This window comes from Agaribacter marinus (genome assembly GCF_030160655.1).
Lineage (GTDB): Bacteria > Pseudomonadota > Gammaproteobacteria > Enterobacterales > Alteromonadaceae > Glaciecola > Glaciecola marina.
Window position 1 is genome coordinate 1,819,995 of record NZ_BSOT01000005.1, and the last position, 26,235, is coordinate 1,846,229.

A 26,235-nucleotide genomic window follows, 5' to 3' on the forward strand; every position below is an offset into this window, starting at 1 on the left:
AACGTTAAAAGCAAATTTTCGGGTGAAAAAATGAATAAATTGGCAATGAGTTTTATTCTACCTGCGCTCGGATTAGCCTTCTTCGTATTGCTATGGAGTTTAGTAGCCAAGAATATCGATACGTCACTCGGCCAGTTCCCTGGCCCGAGTCAAGTAGCCAGCCAGGCGAGTGCTTTATGGCAAGAACACAAGGCCGAATCTGAAAAAGCGGAAGCCTTTTACAAACGCCAAGAAGACCGCAATGCCAAACGGCTTGCTCAAGATCCTAGTTACGAGCCCAAAGTGCGTGTATATACAGGTGCTCCGACCTTCTTTGCACAAATTTGGACAAGTCTCTACACAGTATCAGTCGGTTTTGTTTTAGCATCTATTATTGCGGTGCCTCTGGGTATAGCTTGTGGGCTTAGTAAGTCAGTCTATGCAGCTTTGAATCCTATCATTCAAATATTCAAGCCGGTGTCACCACTGGCTTGGTTACCACTAGTTACCATGGTAGTTAGTGCTGTATATGTAAGTGATGACCCGCTGTTTTCTAAATCATTTGTTACGTCCGCCTTTACAGTTGCCTTATGTTGTTTATGGCCCACGTTAATCAATACTGCGGTAGGTGTATCGAGTATCGATAAAGATCTTATCAACGTATCAAAAGTCCTTAGACTAAAGCCACTAGCCCACGTAATTACCATCGTATTACCGTCCTCTATTCCAATGATTTTTACTGGACTTAGATTGTCGCTCGGTATTGGTTGGATGGTATTGATTGCCGCAGAAATGTTGGCGCAAAACCCTGGTTTAGGTAAGTTCGTTTGGGACGAATTCCAGAACGGTAGCTCTAACTCACTGGCACGTATTATGGTCGCAGTAATTACCATCGGTATCATTGGATTCTTACTTGACCGTTTAATGTTACTTTTACAACAAAAAGTTAGTTGGGACAAAAGCGTAGAATTACGCTAGTACTCACAGCACTGCTTAAGGAAAAATTATGGATATTGACAATCATTTAGAACTTACGCAAGTGGGTATGAAATTCCCAACACCAAAAGGCGATTTCGTAGCACTTACTGACGTAAACTTAAGAATAAAGAAAGGCGAGTTTATTTCACTTATTGGTCACTCTGGGTGTGGTAAGTCTACGGTGTTAAACGTCGTCGCGGGGCTATACAAAGCGACTGATGGCGGCGTTATCCTTGACAATACTGAAGTAAATGAACCTGGTCCTGAGCGCGCAGTTGTGTTTCAGAACCATTCTCTTTTACCTTGGTTAAGCGTATACAAAAACGTTGAGCTCGCGGTTAAACAAACTCGCCAAGGTCGCAATAAAGCAGAAATGCGTGCATGGGTTGAACACAATCTTGAACTTGTGCACATGACACACGCAAAAGATAAATTGCCGTCTGAGATATCTGGTGGTATGAAACAACGCGTGGGTATCGCGCGGGCACTTGCTATGGAACCCAAAGTACTACTCATGGACGAACCATTTGGCGCACTAGATGCGCTAACACGTGCTCACCTTCAAGATTCGTTAATGGAAATTCATGCTGAGCTGGGCAATACAGTAATAATGATTACCCACGATGTAGACGAAGCCGTGTTATTGTCAGATCGTATTGTAATGATGACAAATGGGCCATCTGCAACCATTGGTGAAATCCTTGACGTCGATTTACCACGGCCGCGAAATCGTATTACGCTTGCCGATGATCCAGCCTATAATCATTGTAGACACGAAGTGTTGAGCTTCTTATACGAAAAACAACGCAAAGTAGAAAACGTGGCTGATCACCAAAAAAAGCGTGAAAGCGCCACTGAAGAAAAAGCAAAAGATGCATCTTCAGCAGCGTAATAGTAAATAGATACAAACTTACACATACATTCAACATTAATAGAAACACACTGCCCTGCGACATAACAATATGACAAGGGGCGATTAATATTTCATTGAGGACAATTATGAACACATTTTCAAAACGCGCGTTAGCTGTTTGTGTAACTACAGCTCTTCTTGGTGGCATTCAGTCTGCCCAAGCTAACGAAACTGTCTATGATGCACTGATCAGTGGTAAAGCATTTGGTAACGTTAATTTGCGTTATGAAGGAGTAGAACAAGACAACGCGCTTAGCGACGCTACTGCATTAACCCTTCGAACGCGTTTAGGCTATAAAACGGGTGAAATCGGCGGGTTTTCAGCACTTGTAGAGTTTGAAGACAACCGCATTGTGTTGGGTCAAAGCGATTACTCAGTGCCTCCTACTGGCTTTAAGCCGGGAGAGTATTCGGTCATTGCCGACCCTGAGCACACAGAATTAGACCAAGGTTTCGTGCAGTACAAAAACGACAAATATTCTGTAAAAGTTGGTCGCCAGGTCATCACGCATGACGGACATAGATTTATTGGTCACGTTGGTTGGAGGCAAGACAGACAAACCTTTGATGGTGTGCGTTTTCAATACTCTGCCACAAAAGATTTATCTTTTGAGTATTCTTACTTAACGCAACGTAACCGTATTTTTGCAGAACAACGTGACCTTGATTCATCTGACCATTTGTTCAGAGCGAGCTATAAATTAGGCTCAGGTTCATTAGTTGGTTACGGATACTTGTTAGAAGTAGACAATCCTGGTGAAAACACTAATGCCTTAGACACTTTTGGTCTGAAATACGCAGGTAGCAGCAAAGCTGGCGATACTAAAATTATTTATCACGCGGAGTATGCTAAGCAATCTAGTGAAAGCGGTGCGAACGAGTTTGATACGGATTACCTTTTCTTAGAAGGTGGCGCGGTATTTTCTGGTATCACGGCTAAAGTAGGTTACGAAGTACTAGGCTCTGACAATGGGCAAGCAGGATTTGCTACGCCACTAGCTACATTGCACAAATTTAACGGTTGGTCTGACCAATTCTTAGGCACACCTGCACAAGGCTTGAAGGACTTAACCTTTACACTAGCCGGTAAAGTTGCCGGTGGTAAATGGCTAGCGGCTTACCATAAATTTGACGCAGACAGTGCAACAGAAGGCCTAGACGATTTTGGTAGCGAAATTAACCTTCAGTACGTCACTAAAGTTGCTAAAAATTATACATTAGCCGTAAAATATGCTGCGTTTTCTGCTGAAGACAGAGGCGTAGATACGGATAAGCTATGGGTTTGGTTAAGCACTAAATTCTAATCATACAATTTAGCATTCTCTAATTGTAATCGATCTTAGCTTATAAACAGCGGTGTAACATTTACACCGCTTTTTTGTGTCCAATACGCAAATTACCCATTAACAAATAGGATCACGTCACTACCAATAAATTCGACGGCAACTTTGTGCTGCAGTGCTATGAATTCAAACGTTTCTTTTGAGTAAAAGCACACATGAGTAGGGTCATTCTTATAGTGCCATGACGCAAACCTTTCTTTATTGATGACCAACTTAGTCATTACTATCAAGACCGCGGGCTCTGCAAGCAATGAAAATAGTTGTGCAATATCAATTGCCGGTTCATTAAAATGTTCGACTACCTCGGTGCATGTCACGAAATCATACTTCCTTTGTATGGCCTCGTGATCCGGAAAGTAATAAGGATCATAAATAGACATATCGTACCCCTGCCGCCTGACTTCATGCGCAAGTGCTGGTGCTGGCCCGCAGCCAAAATCTATCCCTTTTTTATAAACACTAGGCGAAGTATTTATGATGCTTAATAATGGCGAAATACATCGGGATAAAAATCGCAAATACCCTTCATCATCTATTGCGTTTTCGTGTTTATCATATTCCGCTTTTTCTTCTGCTTTCGATAGGTGGAAGCACCGAGGAACAAAAATCAACTTACATGTTTCACATTGGAAATATTCGCGTTTTTTATCTTTGAAATAAAAAACGCAAACCGTTGCAGCGCATAATGGACAAGGTTGTTTTAACATTAGCGGTAAAATTGCTCATTGTATTTTCGGCGATTATTTCAATAGTCAATCAACAAAGCAATGAGCAGATAATTTATTGACGTCTCATACTACCTAAATCAGCACATGCTAAAAGGTTACTGAAAATCCAATGGACGGAAAGACACCAATCCCTTCTTCTGGCGTTATCTTGTAGTTAGAGAGCGTGTCGTCTTCCTTTGGCTCGTAATAATAGCCAAAGGTATTTTGTTGTCCTAGTGCATTTATTAAAGCAAACGTCCAGGACGCTTCTTTTCCAAAAAAGGTTGTCGCATAATCTGCTTGAATGTCTAAACGGCTATAATTAGGCAGTTGCTCTGAATTCAGCTCACCATATACTGGCACGAAATTTTCAGGGTAATCTGGATTTGGCTTTATGCCTACAATGGGCGAATACCGAGCCCCGCTTCTAAATGTATAACGCAAACCAAAAGACCACTTTTCAGATATATCCATGTTGTAAACCCAATTAACGACAACAGGCGTGTCCAACCTGTAAGGTGTGGTCACGTTCGTTACGCCATCTGTTCGGTCACTTGTAGACCAACTTAATGACAACCATGAGTGCCAATTTTCGTTACCTCTTGCTTTTTCGAGCAACAATTCTATCCCCTTCGTTTCGCCCGACACTTCATTTGTATACCGAAGATTCAGTGGATCATTTTCAATATCGAGCGAACGGGGTAACTTCTCGAGTTCCTTATAGTAAACTTCGCCAGACAATGACCACAAGTCAACGATAGACCAATCAGAGCCAAGAGCAACTTGCGACGACTCAATAGGATCTAAATCAGGGTTACCTAAAATTCTTACCGTATATTCTGCATCTTGCAATTGGCTATATTTTCCAGCGCGCATATGAAACGCAAGCTTATTTGTGGGCATCCAATCCAAACGAACGCGAGGATGAACAAAACTTGAATCAGAATAATCCTCCTTCTCTGCACGCAGTCCACTTGTTAACTGCCAATCACTATTAATTGTCCAAATATCTTCCAAGTATAAAGCCATCACCTTTACGTCAAGCGCGTCTTTATCGTTGATACGCTCGCCTTTTTGGTCGACACAATTATTTGTTTGCTCGGTACAAAAGTACGGGATTAAATCGATGGCATAGTCAATCGCTCGATTCTCTACATCTACACCAGCTTTCAGGCTATGGCTTGGAAACCTATTCGTTTGTGCGAATGCACGAAGCACCCAAGCATCCTCATCCACCTTAACAAATTGCTCATCACCGAAGTATTCATTTTGCTGTTCAGCAAGATGCGATACAAGTAGCGAATACTGATCCGTGCGATTCGGAAAGTAATCCCAAGTAAGACTTTGATTGTCGAATGATGTTTTTGCAAACGCATCTCCAACAATGTCTGGGTCGCTTCTTCCCTCTTCACTCTGCTCTGAAATACTTAAGCCTAATTTGTCACTTGCACCGCCCACCGCAAAAGTCACTTTATGGTCATCTCCTACTAACCACTGGTACTTGCCTTGGTAGTCATCACTTATTGGTGCCTCGAAAACCTTTACGCCGTCTTCTTCTTTACCTTCAGGAAAGAAAAACTGCAATAAACTATGTCGATAAGAAAAATAGAATGCTTGATTCTCAGCTAACGAGCCTTCCGTAAACACACCCACTTTCAGAAAACTTGCGTCAAACGTGGTTTTAATTGGTTGTTTTCGAGGGTCTCGTAATTTTACGTCAAACACGCCACCGGTAGCATCGGAATATGCACTGCCATATGCTGCTGAATGCAAGTCAAATGTACGCACGATATTTTTGTTAAAAATGCTATCGCCAAACAAATGAAAAATGTAATCGACCGGCACGTTGTCGACGAAAAAACTGTTATCGTCTGGAGAGGAACCACGGATGGCTGGTTCACCACCAAAATCGCCACCGCCGTAAATCACACCTGGCAAACTAAAGGCGGCAGCAAGCGGATCGCTATCTATACCTGCAATTGCAAGCAATTGCTGCGTTTGTTCTGTTGGTTCACTATTTGGCCGGTTTCGATTGCCAGTAATATTGATTTTTTCAACTTTTTTAGTACTTGGATTAGGTCTTGCACTTTGCGCCGCGTGATCAGGCTTAACGACGTTCACTTCTTCAGCATTTACCACTCCAGAAGAGACCGCTAATAAGGTAGATATTGAAAATGTCGTCATAACAATAAGTGAAATAGCTGAATAACGCATGAGACTCCTTTCTAAATATATTGAACGAAATATGTGGAGCACAGTCTATCTTCTTGCTTATTACTTAACTGTTGTTCAAATGTTTTGGCTTTGTAAGTGTTTTAGCGATTTGCTCGTCCAATGTGTGTGCTGTCGATCATTTTGTAGGATTTGGTAAGATTTCTTACAAAATGTGTACATTTTGGAGGGTTAACTATATATATATGTGCTAGCGATATTGCTAACATATTAAAGATAGGTAAAAACGAGCGAATCAACATCAAAGCGAAACTAAGCACATTTCTCACAGCAGTCGCAATATTACTGTTTGCGAGTGTATCGAACGCAGAAGTAATAAAAGACGACGGATTTCAATGGAACGTAGAAATCGCTGTGGCGATTATCTCTGATCCATCAAATCTCGTTGGCGCTGAACAAAAAGAAACATCTGATTACTTTGGCGGTTCCTTAATTTTAGACCTTTATTACAAAGGCTTTTTTATTGAATCTAACCGACATCGCCTTAATTACCAATTGCAATCCTCTGATTTTGGTTATGAACTAGTGTCTGAAGACACCTACGACATTGATTTATTAGCCCGCTCGTATATTAATCCGTTTGATGAAAACAACGCGGGTGTCATTTTCGAAGAATTAAATGAAGAACTAGAGGGTATCGAACCCCGTGATGCATACTTACTTCAAGGGGTAAGATATACCGGATACCGCAACAATGACGTTTATTGGTTTAGTGTTGGGGTAGACATATTAGATGGCGTGCACCATGGTTGGGTACTCGATGGCTTTTATACATCAACCTATCACTTAAGAAATTGGGATTTACAACTTGGCGCTGGCGCAACATTATTTTCTGCTAACATGAACCAATACTATTTTGGTATTGAACAAGGTGAATCTTCAGACAGCAGACCAATTTATACCCCTAGTGCAGGCTACAGAGGGGAATTCGAGATCAGTGGACGATACCCGGTAAATGAACATTGGCTTTTAACCACTGGCCTCACACTCAGTCATTACTCAAAAAGCATTGACGACAGTCCGATTACGGCACGTCAAAATGTCTTGCGCTATGTACTAAGTGTGAGCTATGTTTTTTAAGCGCCGTTGGTTACACCTCAATAAATTTTTTACTTGCTTAATGTTATTCGCAGGTAATTTTGTGGCAAGCACAGCGCTTGCACAAGGCAATGTAGCGTTGGAGCCTTCAACGATATTAGATGTAAAACCTAATAAGTGTGTCGCACTCAATGAAGGTCGTTCTTGTTTTGCCAGCGTTAATATATCTTGGCGATTAAAAGCCGAACAAAGCTATTGCCTTGTCGCAGTAAATTCAGTCGACGAAGCTGATGAATTAGGTTGCTGGCGACAAAGTAAAGTGGGTAATATTAATCTAGACTTGGAACTAACTCGAAGTGTTGATCTAAAATTGGTCACCCTTGATGGTAAAAAGGTGCTCGCGTCTTCCGTTTTTCAAGTCAGTTGGTTGTATGAGTCAAGCCCCCGCAAAAGGCGATGGCGCTTATTTTAATCTAGGTGTTGTATGCAAGAATATGCAAGAATTTTGCTTGTTGAGGATGACTCCTCACTGGCCCAATGGGTACAAGAATACCTTCAGCAACATGGCTTTCTAGTAGAGCATTTATCATCTGGCGATGTTGTAGTTGAACACCTAAAATCGACTAGCTACGATTTGATTCTACTTGATGTCATGCTGCCAGGCCTAGACGGTATTGAGGTATGTAAACAAGTGCGCAGCTTTTCATCTATTCCCATTATCATGATGACCGCGCGCGCAGATGAATTTGACGAAGTCATAGGCATCGAAGTAGGTGCAAACGATTATGTCATAAAACCCGTTAGACCCCGCGCATTACTCGCTCGAATTAAATCGATGCTAAGAAACGCTGAAAACCAAAGCACTGACAAAGATACCCTGCAAGAATTAAGCTTTGGTAATCTAGCACTCAACTGGGACTTTAAACGTGTTGACTACAAAGGTGAACGCATTGATTTATCGATGAGCCTTTTTTCGCTACTTTGGTTACTGGCCTCAAATGCAGGTAAAGTAGTCGATAGAGATTTAGTATTTCAAGAACTAAAAGGCAGAGAATATGATGGTCTTGATAGGCGATTTGATGTCATGATTTCAACGCTCAGAAGAACGTTCAACGACAATCCGCAAAAGCCAGAAAAGATAAAAACAGTATGGGGTAAAGGCTATCTGTTTGTGCCCGACATGTGGAACGATTAAGCTACCCTGCGACCATAATTGTAGCAACGTATGAAAAAAATTTATTTAGGCATTGTTTTCACCGTCGTCATGTCACTGTTTTTCGTCGGCTGGGTAATAGACCAATTTGCTGAGTCAAACATGGATGAAAAAGACAGTGAATCGGCTATTTACGACAGTATGATGATGTCAGTCGCCCATGGACTAACTCACGTCCAAGTGTCCGACTTTAACCAATATCTCACCAAAATTTCTACTGACACAGGGCTCGACTTTACGCTTGAACAATCAGATAGTATTGCCTTACCTAGCTCGTTATTGGACAAATTGAATGAACAAGATGTACTAAGCTTACAAACTGAAAAAAGTATATTCTACCTATATAAGTTACCAAAATACCCCCACCTTTTATTGAGTTTAACAGTAACTCACGATGCGACAGAAGCAAACTCCGTTAATCTAGTGCTCACCTTGGCACTTTACATCGGGATTTCTATTGCCTTAATTGCCTGGTTACTTCCACTTACTCGCCGCTTATCAACGTTAGATGCTACTGCTGATGCGTTCGGCAAAGGCCAATTAGATAGCCGCATTAAGCCAGTATCTTGGTCGTACATTTCTAGTCTAGAAAATAATTTTAATCGTATGGCAACGCAAATTGAAAAACTAGTAGCGGATAACAAAATGTTGGCCGGCAGTTTATCCCATGATTTACGCACGCCACTGTCATGTTTACGTTTTGGTATTGAAGCGGCAAAAGACTGCGAGAGCATCGACGAACAATCTATCATTTTCCATCGCCTAGATGATGAACTCACGCGTATGGAAGCAATGTTGGATGCATTTTTAAATTACGCATCGATGGAGCGTCAGGGCATAAAGTTGAATGCTACGCCAACAAATATTGCAGAACTCGTGCATGATCTCAAAGACGAACAACAAGCGATTGCCGGTGCAAATAATATTAATATAAAAACCACATGTGACGTTTTACATCCAGTAAGCCTTGATAGGCACTGGATAGGGCGCGCTTTGATGAACTTAATTAGTAATGCGATTGATTACGCAAAATCCGAAATCATCATCGAAGCTAACGTGCATGATGGTCAATTACTTATTAAAGTGTCAGACGATGGCATTGGCATCGATGAAACAGCGCTAAAAAGTATATTTGAGCCTTTTACCAAAGGAGATAGCGCGAGGGATCGTAGTAAAAATCAATTTGGTTTAGGTTTAGCCATTGTTAAACGCGTGGTTGAATGGCACGACGGTAAGGTACGAGCAAGTAACCTACCCGAAAGACAAGGTGCTTGTTTTTGCTTACACATCCCAACTGAAAAACAAAAAAGCAGCTAAACTCCAAGGAAGAATAGCTGCCCAAGTTAAACTTAAAAAAGTTTAAACGCTAAATTTAGTCAGCAGATGGACGAATAACTACATCGCGGTTTGCATACTGCTTAACGAACTTTTTCAGCGGCTTATAGTTGCAAGATACTGCATCTGTTAATACACCATGTTTTTCGCGAGCGGCGTCTTCGCCCATTACGACAGCATCTAAACAAAGTTTAGATTCAACATTCGTGTTTTCTGCAACTAGCGTAATTACTTCTGGCGCTTCTTGTTCATCGTTTTCAACGTTATAACGCTTGGCAAACGATGTAATAGACATACCATTACAAAATGTAGATACAACAAAGCGCTTGTAGTTTTCGTCGTGGCTTTCAATAAAGTCCTTTGCAGCATCGATACCATCAACCGCGGCAATCTTGCACGCTTTAGTTTCGAAGTTGTCGTTAACCGCTTTAAATACAACATTTGATGCAGAAGCGCTTAATGAAGCAAAAGATAGTACAGCTACTGTAGCAATAGTAGATAATTTCATAGGGTGGCTCCTAAAATGTAATAACTAATAATATTTAATCAACTGATTTTAATTATCGACAAAAATTGCGACTACTCAAGCTTTTTTTGTAATTAAATTACAAAATTTGTATTTTTTATCATCAAATCCACATTTAGATGTAATTTTACAACATTATTTAACATTCGCGTAATTTATAGTTACATTTATTAACATGAATAGTGCAAAACACCCTGAAAACAAAGTATTTACAAGCGATTGACATAAATTTTCTCGACGAAGTCTACTTGATACCAAACTATTAATGTTCAATAAATAATCATTTTTGTCATAAAACAATAATTGTGCTCCGTTGACATACGCCAAGGAGCACAATGATTTATGAAATAAAATTACAGTTTAATTGCATAAATCACTAAATAGGCAAGTTCATTGGCCTATTTTGTAGGAAAACAGACATGGGTAATAAGGGATCCTGCCGAGACTTCATCAGGTGAGGTTTCATAGATTTCAAACGGATGCATTGCCTTATTACACTTAATTTCTTTATTTCTTTCCATTGTATATAAGGTAGTCCAAGCATTCCCGAGGTGCTTGTAATCACCAGTATGCGTAATCTGATAAACCGAGGTATGTGGTATCGTCGAGTAAACAATGTCATTTGGTAAATTCGAGGGCGCTTTTGATACTGCGATTGCGGCGGTGTATTCAGCCTTCCCTTTTACTATATCCCACTTGTGATAAATCGAGAGGCCATGACCGACAGAATTGTCTTCAGCGTCCTTCAAAAAATCTTTTAGTTTTGTAAAGTCACGCGCCATGCATGTACTAATGTCTTCTACATCACACGTGGTTTTTATACCAACATAGCTTGTTTCAGGAAAATTAGTCTCGCCAACAAAGCTCAATGAAGACTTTATACTGCCATCCTCTATTTGTTCTTTAAGCATATTTAAACCTCGCTGGTAATCCATGCCTACAAATGCTTCTGTAGGCTTTTTCATCCAAAATAGAAAAAATGGCAATGAACTGTCCATTGTCCAACTTACCTTTGTGCCATTTTCAGTCGGAGACAGCACAAATGAAACATCAGCATATGACTTCCAGGGCTTTAAAAAATTGAGCGCGTACTTTATGACTTTTGCCGAACCTTCATCACTTTCACTCAAGACCGTCATGTTGCCGGCACCGACACGATTCCCCTCCCAACGATAGTGTTTGCCGTCTTCATCTACGTTTACATCAGCATTTACTTCCATTAATAGCCATGGTGACCACGCTTGCCATTTGTGAAAGTTACTCAGTGTTTCATAGATATCATTGATGGGGGCATTTATAAGCGTCGATTTTTCAATGTTTAATTTAGGCATGCCATTTATCTCCTTATTTAGTTGAGGTCAGTCTAGCGCTACTTACTTTGCTTATTCTTCAAAAACATATACGATACAACTCTAATTACACATAAAACTTTGCAAAGACATGCACGCGTTACATTAAGTAAAATATTAATGCGCAGTGGTCAACAGAGTGATTTAATTTTATACAAAAGTGTCGGTGTAATTTGACGTTTTGTCCATTAGTTTTATTAAATATCAATAATAAAAACGACTCGCCACGTATTACCCCAAAAATACTTGGATATACAAATAATAAGGATGTAGGAATGCGATTAACAAGTATGTGTTTGTTTATGCTGTTAATCTCTTTATGCAGCGCAGCGGCTCATGCAAAGTACAATATATTGTTTATCCATTCGTACGATACTCAACACAAATGGACGCAGTTTATAACCGAAGGCTTTGAAGCGCGTATTAGTACAAGAAGCGATATCGTTGTATTTAATGAATACATGGACGCGAAACGCTTTCCAAGAAGTGAGTACCAAAACCAGTTTTATAGTTATTTGTCAGAAAAGTACGAAAACCACAACATTGACTACATTGTTACATCAGACGATCCCGCCTTAAACTTGGTTCTGCGCAATAGTGGTGAAGCGTTCCACAAAGTCCCGATTATCTTCATGGGCGTCAATTTGGTTACGCAAACATTGCTCAACCGAGACGGCGTTACGGGTGTATTTGAAAATAGAGACCTTGAAAGCACCGTTTTAGATATTAAGCAAACCTTCAATACAGATGATTTAATTGTTATCACGGACAATTCGTCTTCAGGAAAATCGAACTTAGAGAAAATAAATAAGGCCTTGCGCAATCCAAGTGCACCTAGCAATGTAAAAATCATTACTAAAATGAACGTAAGCGAGGTATCTACAAAATTTGCTGCGCTGCCCGCTGACACACCAATTTTACTCGTTGGGCAATTATTTGATGACTTAGACAACAATCAATTAATGACCTGGACAGGTGGAGTAAGATTGCTATCTGATACACTAGAGAACCCTGTGATTAGCATCGCAATTATTACCTTAGAGTATGGCGCGACTGCCGCGCACGAATTAAATGGTCAGCGTCACGCAGGAGAAGCCGCAAATTTGTTACTCCGTTTAATCAACGGCGAAAATATTAATGACATAAACGAAATCACCAAGCAAAAAAGCATTTGGTATTTTAATTGGCAACAGATGAAAACTCACCGTTTATCTTCAGATGCATTACCAAAAGACACAATACTTATGTTTGAAGATATCTCGTTCTTTGACGAGAACCGAAAGTTAATTGTTGGCTTCTCTTCCGCCTTACTCATCGCACTTATCATTATCGGTTTATTGCTTGAAATTGTGCGTCGTTCAAAAAATGAAAAAATGATGCTGGCTGACAATGAGACCCGCTATCGAGACCTCGCCTTAGAAGGCGCGAATATTTTTTGGGAAACCGACAGCAACGAACATATTAGCTATATGTCGGGTGATATCAGCAGCATTTTAAATATCGAACTGAAAGTTGATACTAATAACAGTATTGGCGACAAAACGACTATTAAGCAGCTTCTTAAAAAGACGGATTTGGTAGAGTTTCCGTGGTCTGCATACAATCAATGCCTAGTTAATCAGCAATCTATCCCGCCGATGATTGCTAAATATAAACTCGCGGATAAATCTATTGCAGTGATCTCAATTAGCGCCAAAGCGAGGTTCGACAACAATAACAACTTTGTTGGCCACCGAGGTATCATCAAAGAAATTACCGGCGAATATGAGCTAACAGAAAAGATAGCCTTTGAAGCCAGTCATGACTCACTCACAGGCCTATATAATCGACGAGTATTTAACGATCGCTTCAAAGAAATCGCTTCTTCGGCAAATATCTCCTCCAATGATGTATATGTTTGCTACTTAGATTTAGACAACTTTAAAGCAGTAAATGACTCAATTGGTCATTTAGCAGGGGACGGCATGCTGGCCGATATTGCTGAGTTAATCAGCAACAATATATCAAGAAACGATATTTTAGCCCGACTTGGCGGAGATGAGTTTGGACTGCTCATCATGGCAGATAAAAGGGATGACGCAATCAAGGTATGCGAACGACTGATTAAAGAGGTGAAAGCCTACAAACTTAGATGGAACCAAAGCTATTACAGCGTGGGTTTAAGTATTGGGATTGTCCCTGTCTCAAATAAGTTAACGCATGAAGAATTACTCAGTCACGCCGATATCGCTTGCTACAAAGCCAAAGAACGTGGCCGGGGCAGCGTATATTATTCGTCCATTGAAGACACCGAAATAACCGACGAGCAGGCGCGCTTAGGGTATATTGCAAACATCAATCATGCCTTAGAGAGCAATCAATTTTTCTTTGCTAAACAGTTGATTAAACCTCTTTACGAAGCGAGTGAAATACCTCACTACGAAATCCTACTCAGATACAGAGATCAATATGGCAAACTTGTCCCACCAGGCTTATTTATACCGACTGCAGAAAAACATGGCGTTATTACACTGATTGATAAATGGGTAATAAAACACGTCATTCACCATTACAAGGACTTATTTCCGAACGAAAACCCCGTTGTTTCAGTCAACGTATCCGGTATTAGCCTAAGCACGACAGAGTTCTTAAATGAAGTCAAAAGCTTGCTTGCAACAACAAATTTTGATGTAAGTAAGTTGTGTATTGAGATTACAGAAACCGCCGTAGTGTCCCATATCTCTAAAGCCATTGATTTTATAGGCCAATTAAAACCTTTAGGCTGCAAATTTTCATTGGATGACTTTGGCAGCGGTTCAAGCTCTTATGGCTATTTAAAGCAACTGCCAGTGGATTATCTTAAGATTGATGGCAGTTTAATTAAATCAATAGAGAATGAATTCATCGACAAAGCGATTGTAAAATCAATTAATGAAATTGCGCACAAAATGAATATAAAAACAGTGGCCGAGTACATCGAAAATGACAATATAATGCAAATCGTCAAAGAGATAGGTATCGACTACGGCCAAGGTTACGGTATTCACAAACCAGAAAACTGTATTGGCAATAACACGTAAACGGGATCGCTATTTATTCAATGTTTTTTGACTGTGAAGCTGTCCATTGCGCAGGGGCATCCGATAACTTTATGTGCAGCGCACTAAAATCATTATTACCAATCACGCGCGCTTTGTGGCCAGCGTTTTCAGCTTGATCAAGGGCTTCAGGCAGATAATCCGCTGCAACAAACTGCTCACCTACGGAAAAGGTTTTAGCCTCCCCAGTCTTAAGCCTCAATTCAATACTACCTTGTTGAACAATAATCAACGTAGGATCACCAGCAAGATGCCAATTGCTCTCATAGCCAACAGCACTCCAGCGGTGACGAAAATTCAACGCTTCCTGCCGCTCACTGATGAACATGCCATTATAATCATTCAAACTCAGTATTAGCGCTTTAAACACTGACTCTCCTTTTGAGTTAACAGTGAGTATCGGAATAGAAAGCGTGTGCATAAAAATCCTTATTAGTTTGACGATTTTAGCTATTAATCGATTATTAGATAAGATAAAACAGATCTTACTAGAACCTTTTGTTAAAAACCTCTACTATTGGCATCAAATTGTTAACAATTTGATGTTATTTTTAAAATAATAATCGATATTTTGAGTAATCTGTAATGAATCAACCCCAACGTAATGCCTTGTATTATGCGTTCATTGTTGCACTAGGCGGCTTTATCTTTGGCCTAGATATAATGTTAATATCAGGGACACACGAGTACACTACCGCTGAATTTAACCTTACCTCACTTCAACTCGGTAATATTGCTGCTGGCCCTGGTTATGGCGCATTGATTGCGCTGTTATTTGCAGGTTATTTTAGCGACAAATTTGGCCGTAAAAATACCCTTATCGTGATAGCGTGTTTATATACAGTATCGGCGATTGGTTCTGCCTTTGCACCTAGCTACTTTTGGCTGTTCATTGCCCGTTTAATTGGCGGCTTGGCGTTTACATCATTAAGTTTAGCCAGTATCTATATTGGTGAAATTGCCCCCGCTAGAATGCGCGGTAAACTTGTAAGTATGAACCAATTAAATATCGTTATTGGTATTTTTGTTGCAACATTAATCAACTACTTTTTAGTGAATACTGCGCAAGATGCACCCGCTTGGGCACAAGCAATATTGCTTGACGAAGAGCACGTATGGCGTTGGATGTTAGGCATAGAAATCATTCCTGCGGCAATATGGGTAGTATTGTTGTTCATGATCCCTAAAAGCCCTCACTGGTTGATGTTAAATGGTAAACAACAAGAAGCCGAATCTGTGATGGAAACGATTCGAGAGCCAGAAGAAGCTATTCAAGAAATAAGAGACATTAAAACAAGCCTGAACGAAACCGATCACACGCCATCAATGATACAGCAGGCTCAACTTATCTTTAGCAAGCCAATGCGAATAGCGCTACTTATTGGTGTATTCATGGCCTTGGTGCAACCACTCACTGGCATGAACGCAATGCTTGCCTTCCAGCCAATGATATTCCAACAAGTTGGTGGTGATAGTTCGCCATTTGCGCAATCGGTTGTCGTAAACCTTGTAGGTATCTCCTTTACCGTATTGGCGATGTTACTTATCGATAAATTAGGTCGTCGCTTTATCTTATTAGGTGGGCTAAGCGTCGGTGCAATTGCCATGGCTATCGTCGCGTTTGCCTTTTTCAACGCGGTATACGTGATCACGCCTGAAACATTAAGCGCAATGGGTGTTTCAGCATCAGACGCGATGAAGTTTGCACCCATTCTAAACACCGAATTCTTTAGTGACGTAGCGATTAGAGAAGCGGTATTAGGCACCGTCGGTGAAGATTTATACAATAGTGTGGCCGGCAATCTGATCATCTCAACAGCCAGTATGAACGGTACCTTGGTTTTCATCGGTATCGTCACTTTTGTATGTGCATACAACTTCTCTATTGGGCCAATTCTTTGGATATTATTCTCAGAGGTATTCCCAACAAAAGTGCGTGCATTAGCCATTACTGGCTGCGCATTCATAACCTCAGTGTTTGGCGGTGTCGTTGTACCTACTTTCTTCCCGTGGCAACTAGAAAACATGGGAGCGGCGATTACCTTCACTATATATGGTTCAATGTGCGTTATTGGCTTAGTTGCCATGGCAAGCGTACTGCCTGAAACAAAAGGTAAGTCGATTGAAGAAATCGAAGAAGCATTAAAAGCAAAAAGCCTCAGTTAATAAGGCTTCTTTATCTTTGCTTATCGTTGCAAAAGGGCACTAAACGGTGCCCTTTTTTGATCTTAATTAAGCTGTGACAAACGTGCATTGGCCAAATCGATGGCCTCGCTCAATGCACGATCGTTTTTCACCAAGACGTCCGGCTGCACGCCAACACCTTGCCAGTTTGATTTGGTAATAGGGTTAATTGAGCGAGCCTCTGCTAAAGATAAAAAGAACTCGTGATCAACCTCATGATATTCAAAAGGGTGCGCCCCACCACCGGTTACTTCACCGACAATGGTGGCACGCTTTAAGGCTTGTAAATCATACGCGAAGGCTTCAGCAGCCGAAAAAGTGCGTTTTGAGGTCAAAATGTAAAGTGGCTTTTTACCGCCAAAACGACGTTTAGGCAGTTTGTTTGGCGTTTTGTGTGTTGTTAACGTATCACTAGGGCGGTGATATATGTTACTCAACGGTAGTGATGTTTCATCGAATAAATATCCCATCATGATGTGGCCAAGTTCTCCCATGCCTCCCCCATTGTTCCGTAAATCGAAAATCAAGGCGTCAAATTGTGCACACAATGTCATTGCCGCATGCGCTAAGTCTTCAGCCATATTAGGGGGAGCAAATACCGTCAAATCAATATATCCGATATTGTTATTAAGCCGCTGAATACCGTTAAAACCGTGATTAATATGGGCACCGTAATACTTCTCCATTTCACTTTCTATGTAGTCAGATTTTTCTGACGCAACATCCCTGCTACGTTCTTCCCTTAACGCGTTCGGCTTATATTCCAAAAATAAATGACCATCCTTTGTTTGTTCCATCAGAAACGTCGACATATGTTCTGCTAGTGCTTGCTTACTAGTAATAGACTGAAACTTCCCCTCTAATAACTGTCGCCTCAGCACGTTTGCCACTTCGCTGCCTTGTGATAAATACACGTAGCGTCGCTCCATCAGATCGGCAACCCCCTCAACAACGGCACGCTTTTGAGTCACAGAAATGTCGCCTTGTGCCGCATGGGTTGAAAAAATTACAACACTCACCAGCCAAAAAAATATTGTTATGCTTTTCATTTCTCTAACCCCTTATTTATCCTTGAATAAAAACTATTGTCTTCTAGCAATTCACCGGCTTTTAAAATGCTCGAAAAAAGTGAATTGTCTAAATCATTGTCTAAAGACGTAGCTGCTTTTGCCACTGCCAACCAAATACGTTCTAATTGACCTAACTCACTTTGCATCAATGCGCTTAAACTAATTAGTTTCTCACGCCTATCATCACCTGAAATTGATGCTAGCCAACCGTCTCGTTTCATTGCTGCTACCGTTTGGCTCACTGCTGAATGACTAACACCCGTTTTCTCAGCTAGCCGCTTAATTGACATAGCGCCGTCTTCGAGCAAGGCTGTCGCTATCGGAAAATAGCGAGGTTTAAATGGTATGCCTTGATCCCGATATACCTGTTCGACGGCTAAATCTAGTTGTTCACTGAGTGAACGAAGTAAGGTGCCTAAATTTTTCATTTTTAATTATATAAGCGCTGTTATATTTATACTTAATATATAAGCCCTGTTACATTAGGTCAAGGATTATGTTTTACTAACCCAATTATTGTTGACAACAATAATTTATCCTTATATTTATCATATAGTTAAATCCATTTTGGCAGTAAAAAATATTAACCACTAACTTTTCTTCTTAATTTTCACTTTGCACTTATGAATTATAGTATTCATATTTAATATACAATTTATTGAACTAGAGTTTACAAGTCCCTCGTTGTTTGGGTGACATAGTGGTTGTAAATCGTTTTAAAAAATAAAGGAAATTTAGAATGAAATTAATCAAATCTACAGTGTCATGCAGTTTAATCATCACTGCAGCAGTAATCTCCGCCCCCGTCTCTGCGTATTCTTCAGACATTTTTAATAACCCTACCAGTGTGTATGGACTATCAATTAGCGCAGGCGGTGCACATCAGTGGTGCGTTGACAAAGGGTATACCTATGGCAGTGTTACCAGTTATGTAATGCGCGATATGTCGTTTGGGGGAAGCGGACCGTACGCCAAATATAGCTATCAGTATGGATGGGAAGCAGCGTATGCACCGCCATCTAATCCTATGGTAGCAATTGCGAAGATTGTCGAATGTATTAATGTTTAGCAATATATAAATAGCCTTGGGGTTAGGTAAATATCTATCCCCAAGGATACGTCGCTCAACTAGTTAATTGGCCTCACACAACACGTATATTATCAACCTGATGTTAGTACTATCAACCTGACGTTAGTACTTTGATTAACACAGACATTCTTTAAGCTTTTTGTAATGGTTTATTGCATGTTCTTTTATGATTTGATTTACATGCGTTCTCAACCAAGTCAAGCCACCATCATTTTGTTGGCGTTTATGCCAATAGCTTGTGACATGGTCCCCCGTTATCTTTAGTGGCGGACAGGTAACCGCAATTCGTTTGCTAAAAATCGCTTCTTCAAGCGCAGTAGGCGGTACTACAGCGATAAGATTACTGGTTTCTATGATACTCGGAATAGCTGAAAAATGATTTACTGACATCGCTATACGACGCTTCAAGCCTTGTTGAGCCAATACCTGATCGGTATATCCGACGGTATCGCCAGAAAGCGATACAAGCAAATGCGGCGCGTCAGTAAACTCTTTTATTGTCAGTTGTTTTTTTGCCAACGGATGCCCATGTCGCATAATGCAAACGAACTCTGGTTGAAACAAAAATTCACTATGAATGACACTAGTGATCGGAATTCCAGCGCCAATGACTAAATCTACTTCTGCATCAATTAGTACTTTTTCGCCATTGTCGATAGTATACGGCACTGCGTGAATATTCACTAAGGGGGCTTCTGTTTCTATGATTTTTCTTAATTTATACCACGCAATATCAACCACGGCACTGGGAATAGCTAAACGAAAGGCGCGTGTCGACGTTAGCGGATCAAAAGCATTGGGCTCTACAGCATCGCCTAGCATTTGCAATGGTTCTTTAATTTGAGACCAAAGATTCCGTGCAAACAAAGTCGGTTGTATTTGGCGTCCATCCTTAACAAATAACTCATCTTTCCATACAAGTCTCATCCTAGACACTGCGTTTGAAACCGCGGGCTGAGTCATTGCTAAACGCTCTGCCGCTCTGGTGATAGAACCTTCGGTCATAATTGCGTCAAACGTTACTAATAAGTTTAACTCTTGTGTTTTCATTTACTCGCCCCTCAATTCATTCAATAAAATGATGCATCACATACAATTATATAATTATTATTATATTAAACTAGCCGCCATACTTCGCTTAGTCAAATGAAAAAAATTTTGTTGAGGAGCAAAGTTATGAAACTAACAACGACGATAAAAGGCTCTCTAGTCGCACTGATTGCTGCAGCAATCAGTGCTTGTGGTACTGGGGAAACAAATGAAAGTACTCAAATAAGTCAGGTACAAGCACCGCAAGTTACCGTTGCCCAAGTCGTAAATGAACGTCTGACAGAATGGGATACATTTACTGGCCGCTTGGAAGCACCTGAGACCGTAAATTTACGTCCTCGTGTCTCGGGTTATATAGACCAAATTACCTTTGAAGAAGGCGCATATGTTGAAGCTGGCCAAACCCTAATTTTAATTGATGACCGCCCGTTTAAGGCCGAAGTGAAGCGCTTTGAAGCGTCACTTGCATCCGCTCATGCGCAACTTAGACTTGCGACATCAGAATTTGAACGCGCGTCTAACTTAATTACACAAAAGGCCATTTCGGCTGAGTTGCTTGATAGCCGTGCGGCGCAGTTAGCCAACGCAAAAGCGCAAGTTGCTTCTGTTAGCGCCTCGCTAGAACTTGCGCAACTACAACTAAGTTATACGCGTATTGACGCACCGATTTCTGGCAGAGTATCAAATGCGCTGGTCACAAAAGGAAATTACGTAAATGCAGGCCAATCCACATTAACTACCTTAGTGTCTACTGAAAAAGTATATGCATATTTTGATGCCGATGAGCAAACCTATTTAAACTATGTAAAACTCAGTTGTGAAGGCAGTCGCCCAAGCTCTCGAACGCATGAGAATCCCGTAGTAATGAGCTTAGCTAATGAAAATGACTTTCCGCATCAAGGCTACATTGATTTTGTTGATAATCAGTTAAACCCAAGATCAGGCACTATTCGCGGACGAGCAGTATTCGACAATAGCAATGACACATTTATTCCTGGTTTATTTGCACGCATTAAATTGATCGGCAGTGCAACCTATGAAGGCATATTGATAGACGATAAAGCCATTGGCACCGATTTAAACAACAAGTTTGTCTTAGTATTAAATGACCAAAATACTGTTGAATATCGCGCTGTCACTTTAGGTGAAAAAGTTAACGGCCTTCGCATCATTAAATCTGGCCTACAGCCTAAAGAATACATTGTCGTCAATGGCTTGCAGCGCGTTCGTCCTGGCACGCCAGTGACTCCTCGCAAAGTAGACATGGCGTCAAAAGCAACAATCACTGCACTTAAACATACTCAACACACAATAGATGAGAGCTTCAAGCGGGCGGCTTTATCTAAAATGCATAACAGCACTGAAGTGGTAGGAGGGTAGCATGAACTTCTCTCACTTTTTTATTAAACGCCCAATTTTTGCTGGCGTACTTTCGTTAATGATTTTCATCGCGGGTTTACTCGCCTTAGGGAAATTACCCATTACCGAATATCCAAATGTTGTGCCGCCAACGGTTGTTGTAACTGCAAATTACCCCGGCGCAAACCCTAAAGTCATCGCTGATACGGTTGCATCACCGCTTGAACAAGAGATCAATGGAGTTGAAGACATGCTATATATGTCCTCACAGGCCACGGGGGATGGCCGCATGACCCTAACCTTGACCTTTGCGATTGGCACCGACCCCGATCAAGCCACGACATTGGTTCAAAACCGCGTCAATCGAGCCTTGCCCAGGCTGCCGCAAGAAGTGCAGCGCTTGGGTGTTGTCACCCAAAAATCGTCACCCGACCTTACCATGGTTGTGCATATTACATCGCCAAATGATCAATACGATATGTTGTACCTATCTAACTATGCCCGTTTAAACGTAAAGGATGAATTAGCTAGAATAGAGGGTGTAGGTGACGTTCGGCTGTTTGGCGCAGGTGAGTTTTCGATGCGCATTTGGCTAAACCCTGAAAAAGTTGCCGCATTGGGCCTAAACCCAAGTGATATTGCCGCATCAATTCGCGAACAAAATCAACAAGCTGCCGCTGGCGCCTTGGGCGCTCAACCCACCGGCAACAACGATTTCCAACTTCTCATAAATGTTAAAGGCCGTTTAACAAGCGAAGAAGAGTTTGAGAACATCATTATTAAGGTTGATGAAAACGGGGCGATTTCACGCTTAAAAGATGTTGCCCGGATAGAGTTAGGCTCTAACGCCTATGCGCTTCGCTCACTCTTAGACAACAAACCAGCAGTTGCACTACCTATATTTCAAGCACCCAATTCAAATGCGATTCAAATCTCTGATGATGTGCGCGCGCGAATGGCAGAGCTAAAAACCTTATTTCCCGCAGGAATCGACTACAGTATTGTTTACGACCCAACGGTATTTGTGCGTGGCTCAATTGACGCTGTTATCACCACCCTATTAGAAGCAGTGGCACTGGTGGTATTGGTAGTCGTCTTGTTTCTTCAAACATGGCGCGCATCAGTCATTCCTTTGGTGGCAGTACCCGTATCATTGGTAGGTACCTTAGCCGTCATGCACCTATTGGGCTTCTCGCTTAATGCCTTATCTTTATTTGGCTTAGTCCTTGCCATCGGTATTGTAGTAGACGATGCAATCGTTGTAGTAGAAAACGTTGAACGTAACATCCATGAAGGCCTAGCACCGGTTGAGGCAACCCAAAAGGCAATGTCAGAAGTTACCGGCCCTATCATCGCAATTACCTTAGTTTTAATAGCAGTGTTTGTACCTACCGCATTTATGTCAGGACTAACAGGTCAATTTTATAAGCAGTTTGCATTAACGATCACAATATCTACGGTTATTTCAGCGATTAATTCTTTAACACTTAGCCCTGCCCTCTCTGCCTTGCTACTAAAAGGGAAAGATGCACCCAAAGATCGCTTAACGCGCGCTATTGATAAGCTTTTTGGTCGTATAGTCTTCGCCCCTTTCAATCGACTATTTAGCCGCGCGGCAAACGGTTACCAAAATGGTATTGCTAAACTGGTGCGCATGGGCGGTATTGTCGTCGTGCTATATGTCGGTTTGATGGGATTAACGTATCACCAGTTTGAGTCAACACCAAGTGGATATGTGCCAGGACAAGATAAAATGTATCTCGTGTCATTTGCGCAGCTGCCTGACGCCGCTTCATTAGATAGAACAGAAGGTGTCATGCGCCGTATGTCAGACATTGCACTTGAACACCCCGGCGTTGAATCAGCGGTAGCCTTTCCTGGCTTAAATATTAATGGTTTCACTAATAGTTCGAGTAGCGGCATTGTATTTGTTACGCTTTCGCCCTTCGATGAGCGTACAAGCGATAAGCTATCTGCAAATGCCATAGCGCAATCTCTTAATCAACAATTTGCTAGCATTCAAGATGCATTTATCGCTATTTTTCCACCGCCGCCTGTGCAAGGCTTAGGAACGATAGGTGGTTTTAGATTGCAAATTCAGGATAAAGGAAATCTAGGCCACGAAGCGTTGTACGGGGTAACTCAACAGGTTATTCAAAAAGCATGGCAAACACCAGAACTCACTGGCGTATTTAGCAGTTATCAGGTAAACGTGCCGCAAATCGATATTGACCTTGATCGTACCAAAGCAAAATCGCAATCGGTAAATATAGACGACGTGTTTACCACCATGCAAGCATACTTAGGCTCACTATATGTAAATGACTACAACCAATTTGGCCGTACTTATCAAGTAAATTTGCAAGCAGATGAGCAATTTCGTCAAGAACCTGAACAAATTACAGAAATTAAAGTGCGTAATGCTAACGGCGACATGGTGCCAATTGGATCATTCATGCACGTTACCCAAAGTGCGGGCCCCGATCGCGTCATGCACTATAACGGTTACACTACCGCAGAAGTCAACGGCGCTCCGGCACCGGGCTTCAGTTCAGGACAAGCCGAAGCCGCAATTACCAAAATATTGGATGAAACACTCCCAATTGGTATGAGTTACGAGTGGACCGAGTTAACGTATCAGCAAATTCTTGCGGGAAATGCGTCGTTATTGGTCTTCCCGCTTGTTGTCGTGCTGGTATTTTTAGTACTTGCCGCACAGTATGAAAGCCTTTCTTTACCCGTTGCAATTATCTTAATTGTACCAATGACGCTGTTGTCTGCCATGACAGGGGTTATTTTGACAGGCGGCGACAACAACGTATTCACCCAAATTGGCTTTATCGTATTGGTAGGCCTTGCCATGAAGAACGCCATACTAATTGTCGAATTCGCGAAAGAGCTTGAAGATAAAGGCATGAGCGCAATTGAGGCAATAAAAGAAGCTGGTCGTTTACGCTTACGGCCAATACTAATGACCTCCTTTGCCTTCATCATGGGTGTATTGCCAATGGCCATATCATCAGGTGCTGGCTCTGAAATGCGCCAAGCAATGGGAATCGCGGTCTTTTCAGGCATGATAGGCGTCACCATTTTTGGCTTGATTTTAACCCCGGTGTTTTACCACATGTTACGTAAAAAGCGAGTAAACAAGCAGTTAAACGCAACGCCTGAACTATCACCCCCTTTGGTAGAGGCAAAATAATGAACACCACGATTAGCACTTTGTCCTCAAGTCTTATGGCATCTATCTTGTTAGTTGGTTGCGCAACGGTAGGTCCCGACTATCAAGCACCTAGTATGGAAACAACAGCCTCTGCAACCAGCGAACCGTTGCGGTTAGAAACAAAAGTCGCACAACAGTGGTGGCTGCAGTTTAACGATCAAAGCTTAAATGCACTTATCGCGATTGCTGACCGCCATAACCCTTCGATTGCGATCGCAAAAGCAAATATTGCAAAAGCGTATGCGATTTTTGATGACATCGAAGACAATGACTGGCCAAGTATTGGTACTAGCGCTACCTATAATGCACAGCGACAAGTTGTTCCTAGCGCACAAAATACGCATGAACGCATGACCTTACGCTCACGTCAGCTAGGGCTGACTGCAGATTGGGAATTAGACATCGTTGGCAAGTTTGAACGTGCGGAGCAAGCAGCTATAGCAGATGCTGAAGCCGCTTATTACGCATGGCAAGACGCACGCTTAGCCTTGTTAGCCAATATTGCAAACACCTATGTGCAATATCGTGGACTGCAAGCTCAACTAGCAGTTGCAAAAGATACATTGGATAGCTTGTTGCGCACAGAATCTATTGTACATAGCCAGGTTCAGGCCGGCTTCGCTACCGAATTGGACGAACTGCGCATAAAAAGCCAAATCGCCAGTGTAAAAGCAGATATTCCATCAATTAGTGCATCTACTGAAGCCGCACGCCAAATGCTTATTGCTTTCGCTGGCGGAACACAAACATTAATTGGTTTTGATTGGGAATCTCAACAGATACCGACGCTTGCTGCGCCGGTCCCTCTGCACCACAGCAAAGGGTTTCTGAAGCAACGTCCAGATGTGCAAGCAGCAGAACGCCGTTTGGCAGCTTCTTCTGCAAATATTGGCGTTGTAAGTGCTGATTTGTATCCATCTATATCCCTTAGTGGTTTTTTAGGCTTCTTCTCGACACAAGGCAAAATATTGTCAAGTAATGCTAAAGCGTGGTCAATTGCCCCTGAGGTTAGTTGGCAAGCCTTTGATTTAGACTCAGTCAGAGCAAGAATACGGGCCGCCGATGCAGACCACCAAGCAAACTTTGCACGTTTTGAACAAACCGTCATAAGCGCTATAGCTGAAACCAAAACAGCCCTGTCTAACTACACCCAGTTGCAACACAGAGTAAATGCATTAATCGAGGAAGAAAGCGCCAACAAAAAAGCGCTATCGCTAGCACAATATCAATATGAAAACGGCAGTATTGACTTACTTGGCCTATTGGATGTTGAAAGACAGTGGCTAGCGTCACGGCAACGGCAAGTAGATGCGCGCACTCAAATGACAAATTCATTGATTACAATTTATACTGCGTTAGGAGGAGGGCTACTGATGGAGTCATAACGCAAAGCTATAAAGGTACCCAAGCGCTAGCGAGTTTAGTTAGCATTGTCTCCTCAACAATATTGGGTACCTTTTCTTTAATTTACAAAACAATACTCCATGCTAAGCAACCCCACAGAACTAAGGTGCGTAACAAATAAAAAGGGCTGGCACTATGGCCAACCCTAATCGTTAATGTATTGAA

General features: G+C 41.6%; 21 protein-coding genes. 13 read left to right on the plus strand and 8 right to left on the minus strand.

Features of this window, described 5'->3' with window-relative positions:
• Nucleotides 1–30 precede the first annotated feature (30 nt).
• The 3 genes from QQK00_RS09610 to QQK00_RS09620 all read left to right on the plus strand — a co-directional run bounded on the left by QQK00_RS09610 (nt 31) and on the right by QQK00_RS09620 (nt 3,174).
• Entirely contained in the window at nt 31–957 is a 927-nt protein-coding gene (locus QQK00_RS09610) for an ABC transporter permease (RefSeq protein WP_284217591.1), read from the plus strand.
• A gap of 28 nt (nt 958–985) precedes the next feature.
• Entirely contained in the window at nt 986–1,849 is an 864-nt protein-coding gene (locus QQK00_RS09615) for an ABC transporter ATP-binding protein (RefSeq protein WP_284217261.1), read from the plus strand.
• A 107-nt stretch (nt 1,850–1,956) separates the two neighbouring features.
• On the plus strand, nt 1,957–3,174 hold the full coding sequence (locus QQK00_RS09620; RefSeq protein WP_284217262.1) for an alginate export family protein: 1,218 nt from the start codon (nt 1,957–1,959) through the stop codon (nt 3,172–3,174).
• Between the two features lie 92 nt (nt 3,175–3,266).
• On the opposite strand, the gene QQK00_RS09625 is transcribed toward QQK00_RS09620, so the two are convergent.
• Entirely contained in the window at nt 3,267–3,920 is a 654-nt protein-coding gene (locus QQK00_RS09625; RefSeq protein ID WP_284217263.1) for a class I SAM-dependent methyltransferase, read from the minus strand.
• Nucleotides 3,921–4,028: 108 nt separating this feature from the next.
• Nucleotides 4,029–6,134 (minus strand): TonB-dependent receptor plug domain-containing protein, encoded by a 2,106-nt coding sequence (locus tag QQK00_RS09630; RefSeq protein WP_284217264.1) that lies wholly within the window; start codon nt 6,132–6,134, stop codon nt 4,029–4,031.
• 372 nt (nt 6,135–6,506) lie between these two features.
• On the opposite strand from QQK00_RS09630, the gene QQK00_RS09635 reads away from it, so the two are divergent.
• The 4 genes from QQK00_RS09635 to QQK00_RS09650 all read left to right on the plus strand — a co-directional run bounded on the left by QQK00_RS09635 (nt 6,507) and on the right by QQK00_RS09650 (nt 9,720).
• Nucleotides 6,507–7,232 (plus strand): MipA/OmpV family protein, encoded by a 726-nt coding sequence (locus QQK00_RS09635; protein WP_284217265.1) that lies wholly within the window; start codon nt 6,507–6,509, stop codon nt 7,230–7,232.
• Nucleotides 7,233–7,293: 61 nt separating this feature from the next.
• Nucleotides 7,294–7,662, plus strand: coding sequence for a DUF3019 domain-containing protein (locus QQK00_RS09640; protein WP_284217267.1), 369 nt, complete (start codon nt 7,294–7,296; stop codon nt 7,660–7,662).
• Between the two features lie 12 nt (nt 7,663–7,674).
• On the plus strand, nt 7,675–8,385 hold the full coding sequence (locus QQK00_RS09645) for a response regulator (RefSeq protein WP_284217269.1): 711 nt from the start codon (nt 7,675–7,677) through the stop codon (nt 8,383–8,385).
• Nucleotides 8,386–8,415: 30 nt separating this feature from the next.
• The gene (locus QQK00_RS09650; protein WP_284217270.1) at nt 8,416–9,720 is read left to right on the plus strand and encodes a HAMP domain-containing sensor histidine kinase; all 1,305 of its coding nucleotides are present in this window, start codon (nt 8,416–8,418) and stop codon (nt 9,718–9,720) included.
• A 55-nt stretch (nt 9,721–9,775) separates the two neighbouring features.
• On the opposite strand, the gene QQK00_RS09655 is transcribed toward QQK00_RS09650, so the two are convergent.
• The gene (locus tag QQK00_RS09655; RefSeq protein ID WP_284217272.1) at nt 9,776–10,246 is read right to left on the minus strand and encodes a DUF3718 domain-containing protein; all 471 of its coding nucleotides are present in this window, start codon (nt 10,244–10,246) and stop codon (nt 9,776–9,778) included.
• A gap of 416 nt (nt 10,247–10,662) precedes the next feature.
• Nucleotides 10,663–11,595, minus strand: coding sequence for an SRPBCC family protein (locus tag QQK00_RS09660; protein WP_284217274.1), 933 nt, complete (start codon nt 11,593–11,595; stop codon nt 10,663–10,665).
• Nucleotides 11,596–11,888: 293 nt separating this feature from the next.
• On the opposite strand from QQK00_RS09660, the gene QQK00_RS09665 reads away from it, so the two are divergent.
• Entirely contained in the window at nt 11,889–14,672 is a 2,784-nt protein-coding gene (locus tag QQK00_RS09665) for an EAL domain-containing protein (RefSeq protein WP_284217276.1), read from the plus strand.
• Between the two features lie 13 nt (nt 14,673–14,685).
• Here the strand turns inward: QQK00_RS09665 and QQK00_RS09670 are convergent, their stop codons facing one another.
• Nucleotides 14,686–15,111, minus strand: a complete 426-nt coding sequence (locus tag QQK00_RS09670; protein WP_284217279.1) for a cupin domain-containing protein — start codon at nt 15,109–15,111, stop codon at nt 14,686–14,688.
• Nucleotides 15,112–15,275: 164 nt separating this feature from the next.
• Between QQK00_RS09670 and QQK00_RS09675 the strand changes: the two genes are divergently transcribed.
• Nucleotides 15,276–16,856 (plus strand): sugar porter family MFS transporter, encoded by a 1,581-nt coding sequence (locus QQK00_RS09675; RefSeq protein ID WP_284217281.1) that lies wholly within the window; start codon nt 15,276–15,278, stop codon nt 16,854–16,856.
• 62 nt (nt 16,857–16,918) lie between these two features.
• Here the strand turns inward: QQK00_RS09675 and QQK00_RS09680 are convergent, their stop codons facing one another.
• Both QQK00_RS09680 and QQK00_RS09685 read right to left on the minus strand, forming a co-directional pair.
• Nucleotides 16,919–17,923: a S41 family peptidase gene (locus QQK00_RS09680; protein WP_284217283.1), complete on the minus strand. Its 1,005-nt coding sequence runs from the start codon at nt 17,921–17,923 to the stop codon at nt 16,919–16,921.
• Nucleotides 17,920–18,372 carry a MarR family winged helix-turn-helix transcriptional regulator gene (locus QQK00_RS09685; RefSeq protein WP_284217285.1) on the minus strand — a complete coding sequence of 151 codons (453 nt, stop codon included), beginning with the start codon at nt 18,370–18,372 and terminating at the stop codon, nt 17,920–17,922. Before QQK00_RS09685 ends, QQK00_RS09680 begins: the two co-directional genes overlap by 4 nt.
• Nucleotides 18,373–18,683: 311 nt before the next feature.
• On the opposite strand from QQK00_RS09685, the gene QQK00_RS09690 reads away from it, so the two are divergent.
• Nucleotides 18,684–19,013 (plus strand): hypothetical protein, encoded by a 330-nt coding sequence (locus QQK00_RS09690; protein WP_284217286.1) that lies wholly within the window; start codon nt 18,684–18,686, stop codon nt 19,011–19,013.
• A 135-nt stretch (nt 19,014–19,148) separates the two neighbouring features.
• Here the strand turns inward: QQK00_RS09690 and QQK00_RS09695 are convergent, their stop codons facing one another.
• On the minus strand, nt 19,149–20,084 hold the full coding sequence (locus QQK00_RS09695; protein ID WP_284217287.1) for a LysR family transcriptional regulator: 936 nt from the start codon (nt 20,082–20,084) through the stop codon (nt 19,149–19,151).
• Between the two features lie 126 nt (nt 20,085–20,210).
• Between QQK00_RS09695 and QQK00_RS09700 the strand changes: the two genes are divergently transcribed.
• Genes QQK00_RS09700 through QQK00_RS09710 form a run of 3 tightly spaced genes read left to right on the plus strand, consistent with a single transcriptional unit; the run spans nt 20,211 to nt 26,051 of the window.
• A complete protein-coding gene (locus tag QQK00_RS09700) occupies nt 20,211–21,464 on the plus strand; it encodes an efflux RND transporter periplasmic adaptor subunit (RefSeq protein ID WP_284217289.1) in 1,254 nt (417 codons plus the stop codon).
• Nucleotide 21,465: 1 nt separating this feature from the next.
• Nucleotides 21,466–24,645, plus strand: a complete 3,180-nt coding sequence (locus QQK00_RS09705; RefSeq protein WP_284217291.1) for an efflux RND transporter permease subunit — start codon at nt 21,466–21,468, stop codon at nt 24,643–24,645.
• Nucleotides 24,645–26,051: an efflux transporter outer membrane subunit gene (locus QQK00_RS09710; protein ID WP_284217293.1), complete on the plus strand. Its 1,407-nt coding sequence runs from the start codon at nt 24,645–24,647 to the stop codon at nt 26,049–26,051. The genes QQK00_RS09705 and QQK00_RS09710 overlap by 1 nt, the downstream gene beginning before the upstream one ends.
• The last annotated feature ends 184 nt before the right edge of the window (nt 26,052–26,235 follow it).

Coding starts and splice junctions, on each gene's coding strand:
- QQK00_RS09610 (WP_284217591.1), top strand. CDS start 31: ATGAATAAATTGGCAATGAGTTTTATTCTACCTGCGCTCGGATTAGCC.
- QQK00_RS09615 (WP_284217261.1), top strand. CDS start 986: ATGGATATTGACAATCATTTAGAACTTACGCAAGTGGGTATGAAATTC.
- QQK00_RS09620 (WP_284217262.1), top strand. CDS start 1,957: ATGAACACATTTTCAAAACGCGCGTTAGCTGTTTGTGTAACTACAGCT.
- QQK00_RS09625 (WP_284217263.1), bottom strand. CDS start 3,920: ATGTTAAAACAACCTTGTCCATTATGCGCTGCAACGGTTTGCGTTTTT.
- QQK00_RS09630 (WP_284217264.1), bottom strand. CDS start 6,134: ATGCGTTATTCAGCTATTTCACTTATTGTTATGACGACATTTTCAATA.
- QQK00_RS09645 (WP_284217269.1), top strand. CDS start 7,675: ATGCAAGAATATGCAAGAATTTTGCTTGTTGAGGATGACTCCTCACTG.
- QQK00_RS09650 (WP_284217270.1), top strand. CDS start 8,416: ATGAAAAAAATTTATTTAGGCATTGTTTTCACCGTCGTCATGTCACTG.
- QQK00_RS09655 (WP_284217272.1), bottom strand. CDS start 10,246: ATGAAATTATCTACTATTGCTACAGTAGCTGTACTATCTTTTGCTTCA.
- QQK00_RS09660 (WP_284217274.1), bottom strand. CDS start 11,595: ATGCCTAAATTAAACATTGAAAAATCGACGCTTATAAATGCCCCCATC.
- QQK00_RS09665 (WP_284217276.1), top strand. CDS start 11,889: ATGCGATTAACAAGTATGTGTTTGTTTATGCTGTTAATCTCTTTATGC.
- QQK00_RS09670 (WP_284217279.1), bottom strand. CDS start 15,111: ATGCACACGCTTTCTATTCCGATACTCACTGTTAACTCAAAAGGAGAG.
- QQK00_RS09675 (WP_284217281.1), top strand. CDS start 15,276: ATGAATCAACCCCAACGTAATGCCTTGTATTATGCGTTCATTGTTGCA.
- QQK00_RS09680 (WP_284217283.1), bottom strand. CDS start 17,923: ATGAAAAGCATAACAATATTTTTTTGGCTGGTGAGTGTTGTAATTTTT.
- QQK00_RS09685 (WP_284217285.1), bottom strand. CDS start 18,372: ATGAAAAATTTAGGCACCTTACTTCGTTCACTCAGTGAACAACTAGAT.
- QQK00_RS09690 (WP_284217286.1), top strand. CDS start 18,684: ATGAAATTAATCAAATCTACAGTGTCATGCAGTTTAATCATCACTGCA.
- QQK00_RS09695 (WP_284217287.1), bottom strand. CDS start 20,084: ATGAAAACACAAGAGTTAAACTTATTAGTAACGTTTGACGCAATTATG.
- QQK00_RS09700 (WP_284217289.1), top strand. CDS start 20,211: ATGAAACTAACAACGACGATAAAAGGCTCTCTAGTCGCACTGATTGCT.
- QQK00_RS09705 (WP_284217291.1), top strand. CDS start 21,466: ATGAACTTCTCTCACTTTTTTATTAAACGCCCAATTTTTGCTGGCGTA.
- QQK00_RS09710 (WP_284217293.1), top strand. CDS start 24,645: ATGAACACCACGATTAGCACTTTGTCCTCAAGTCTTATGGCATCTATC.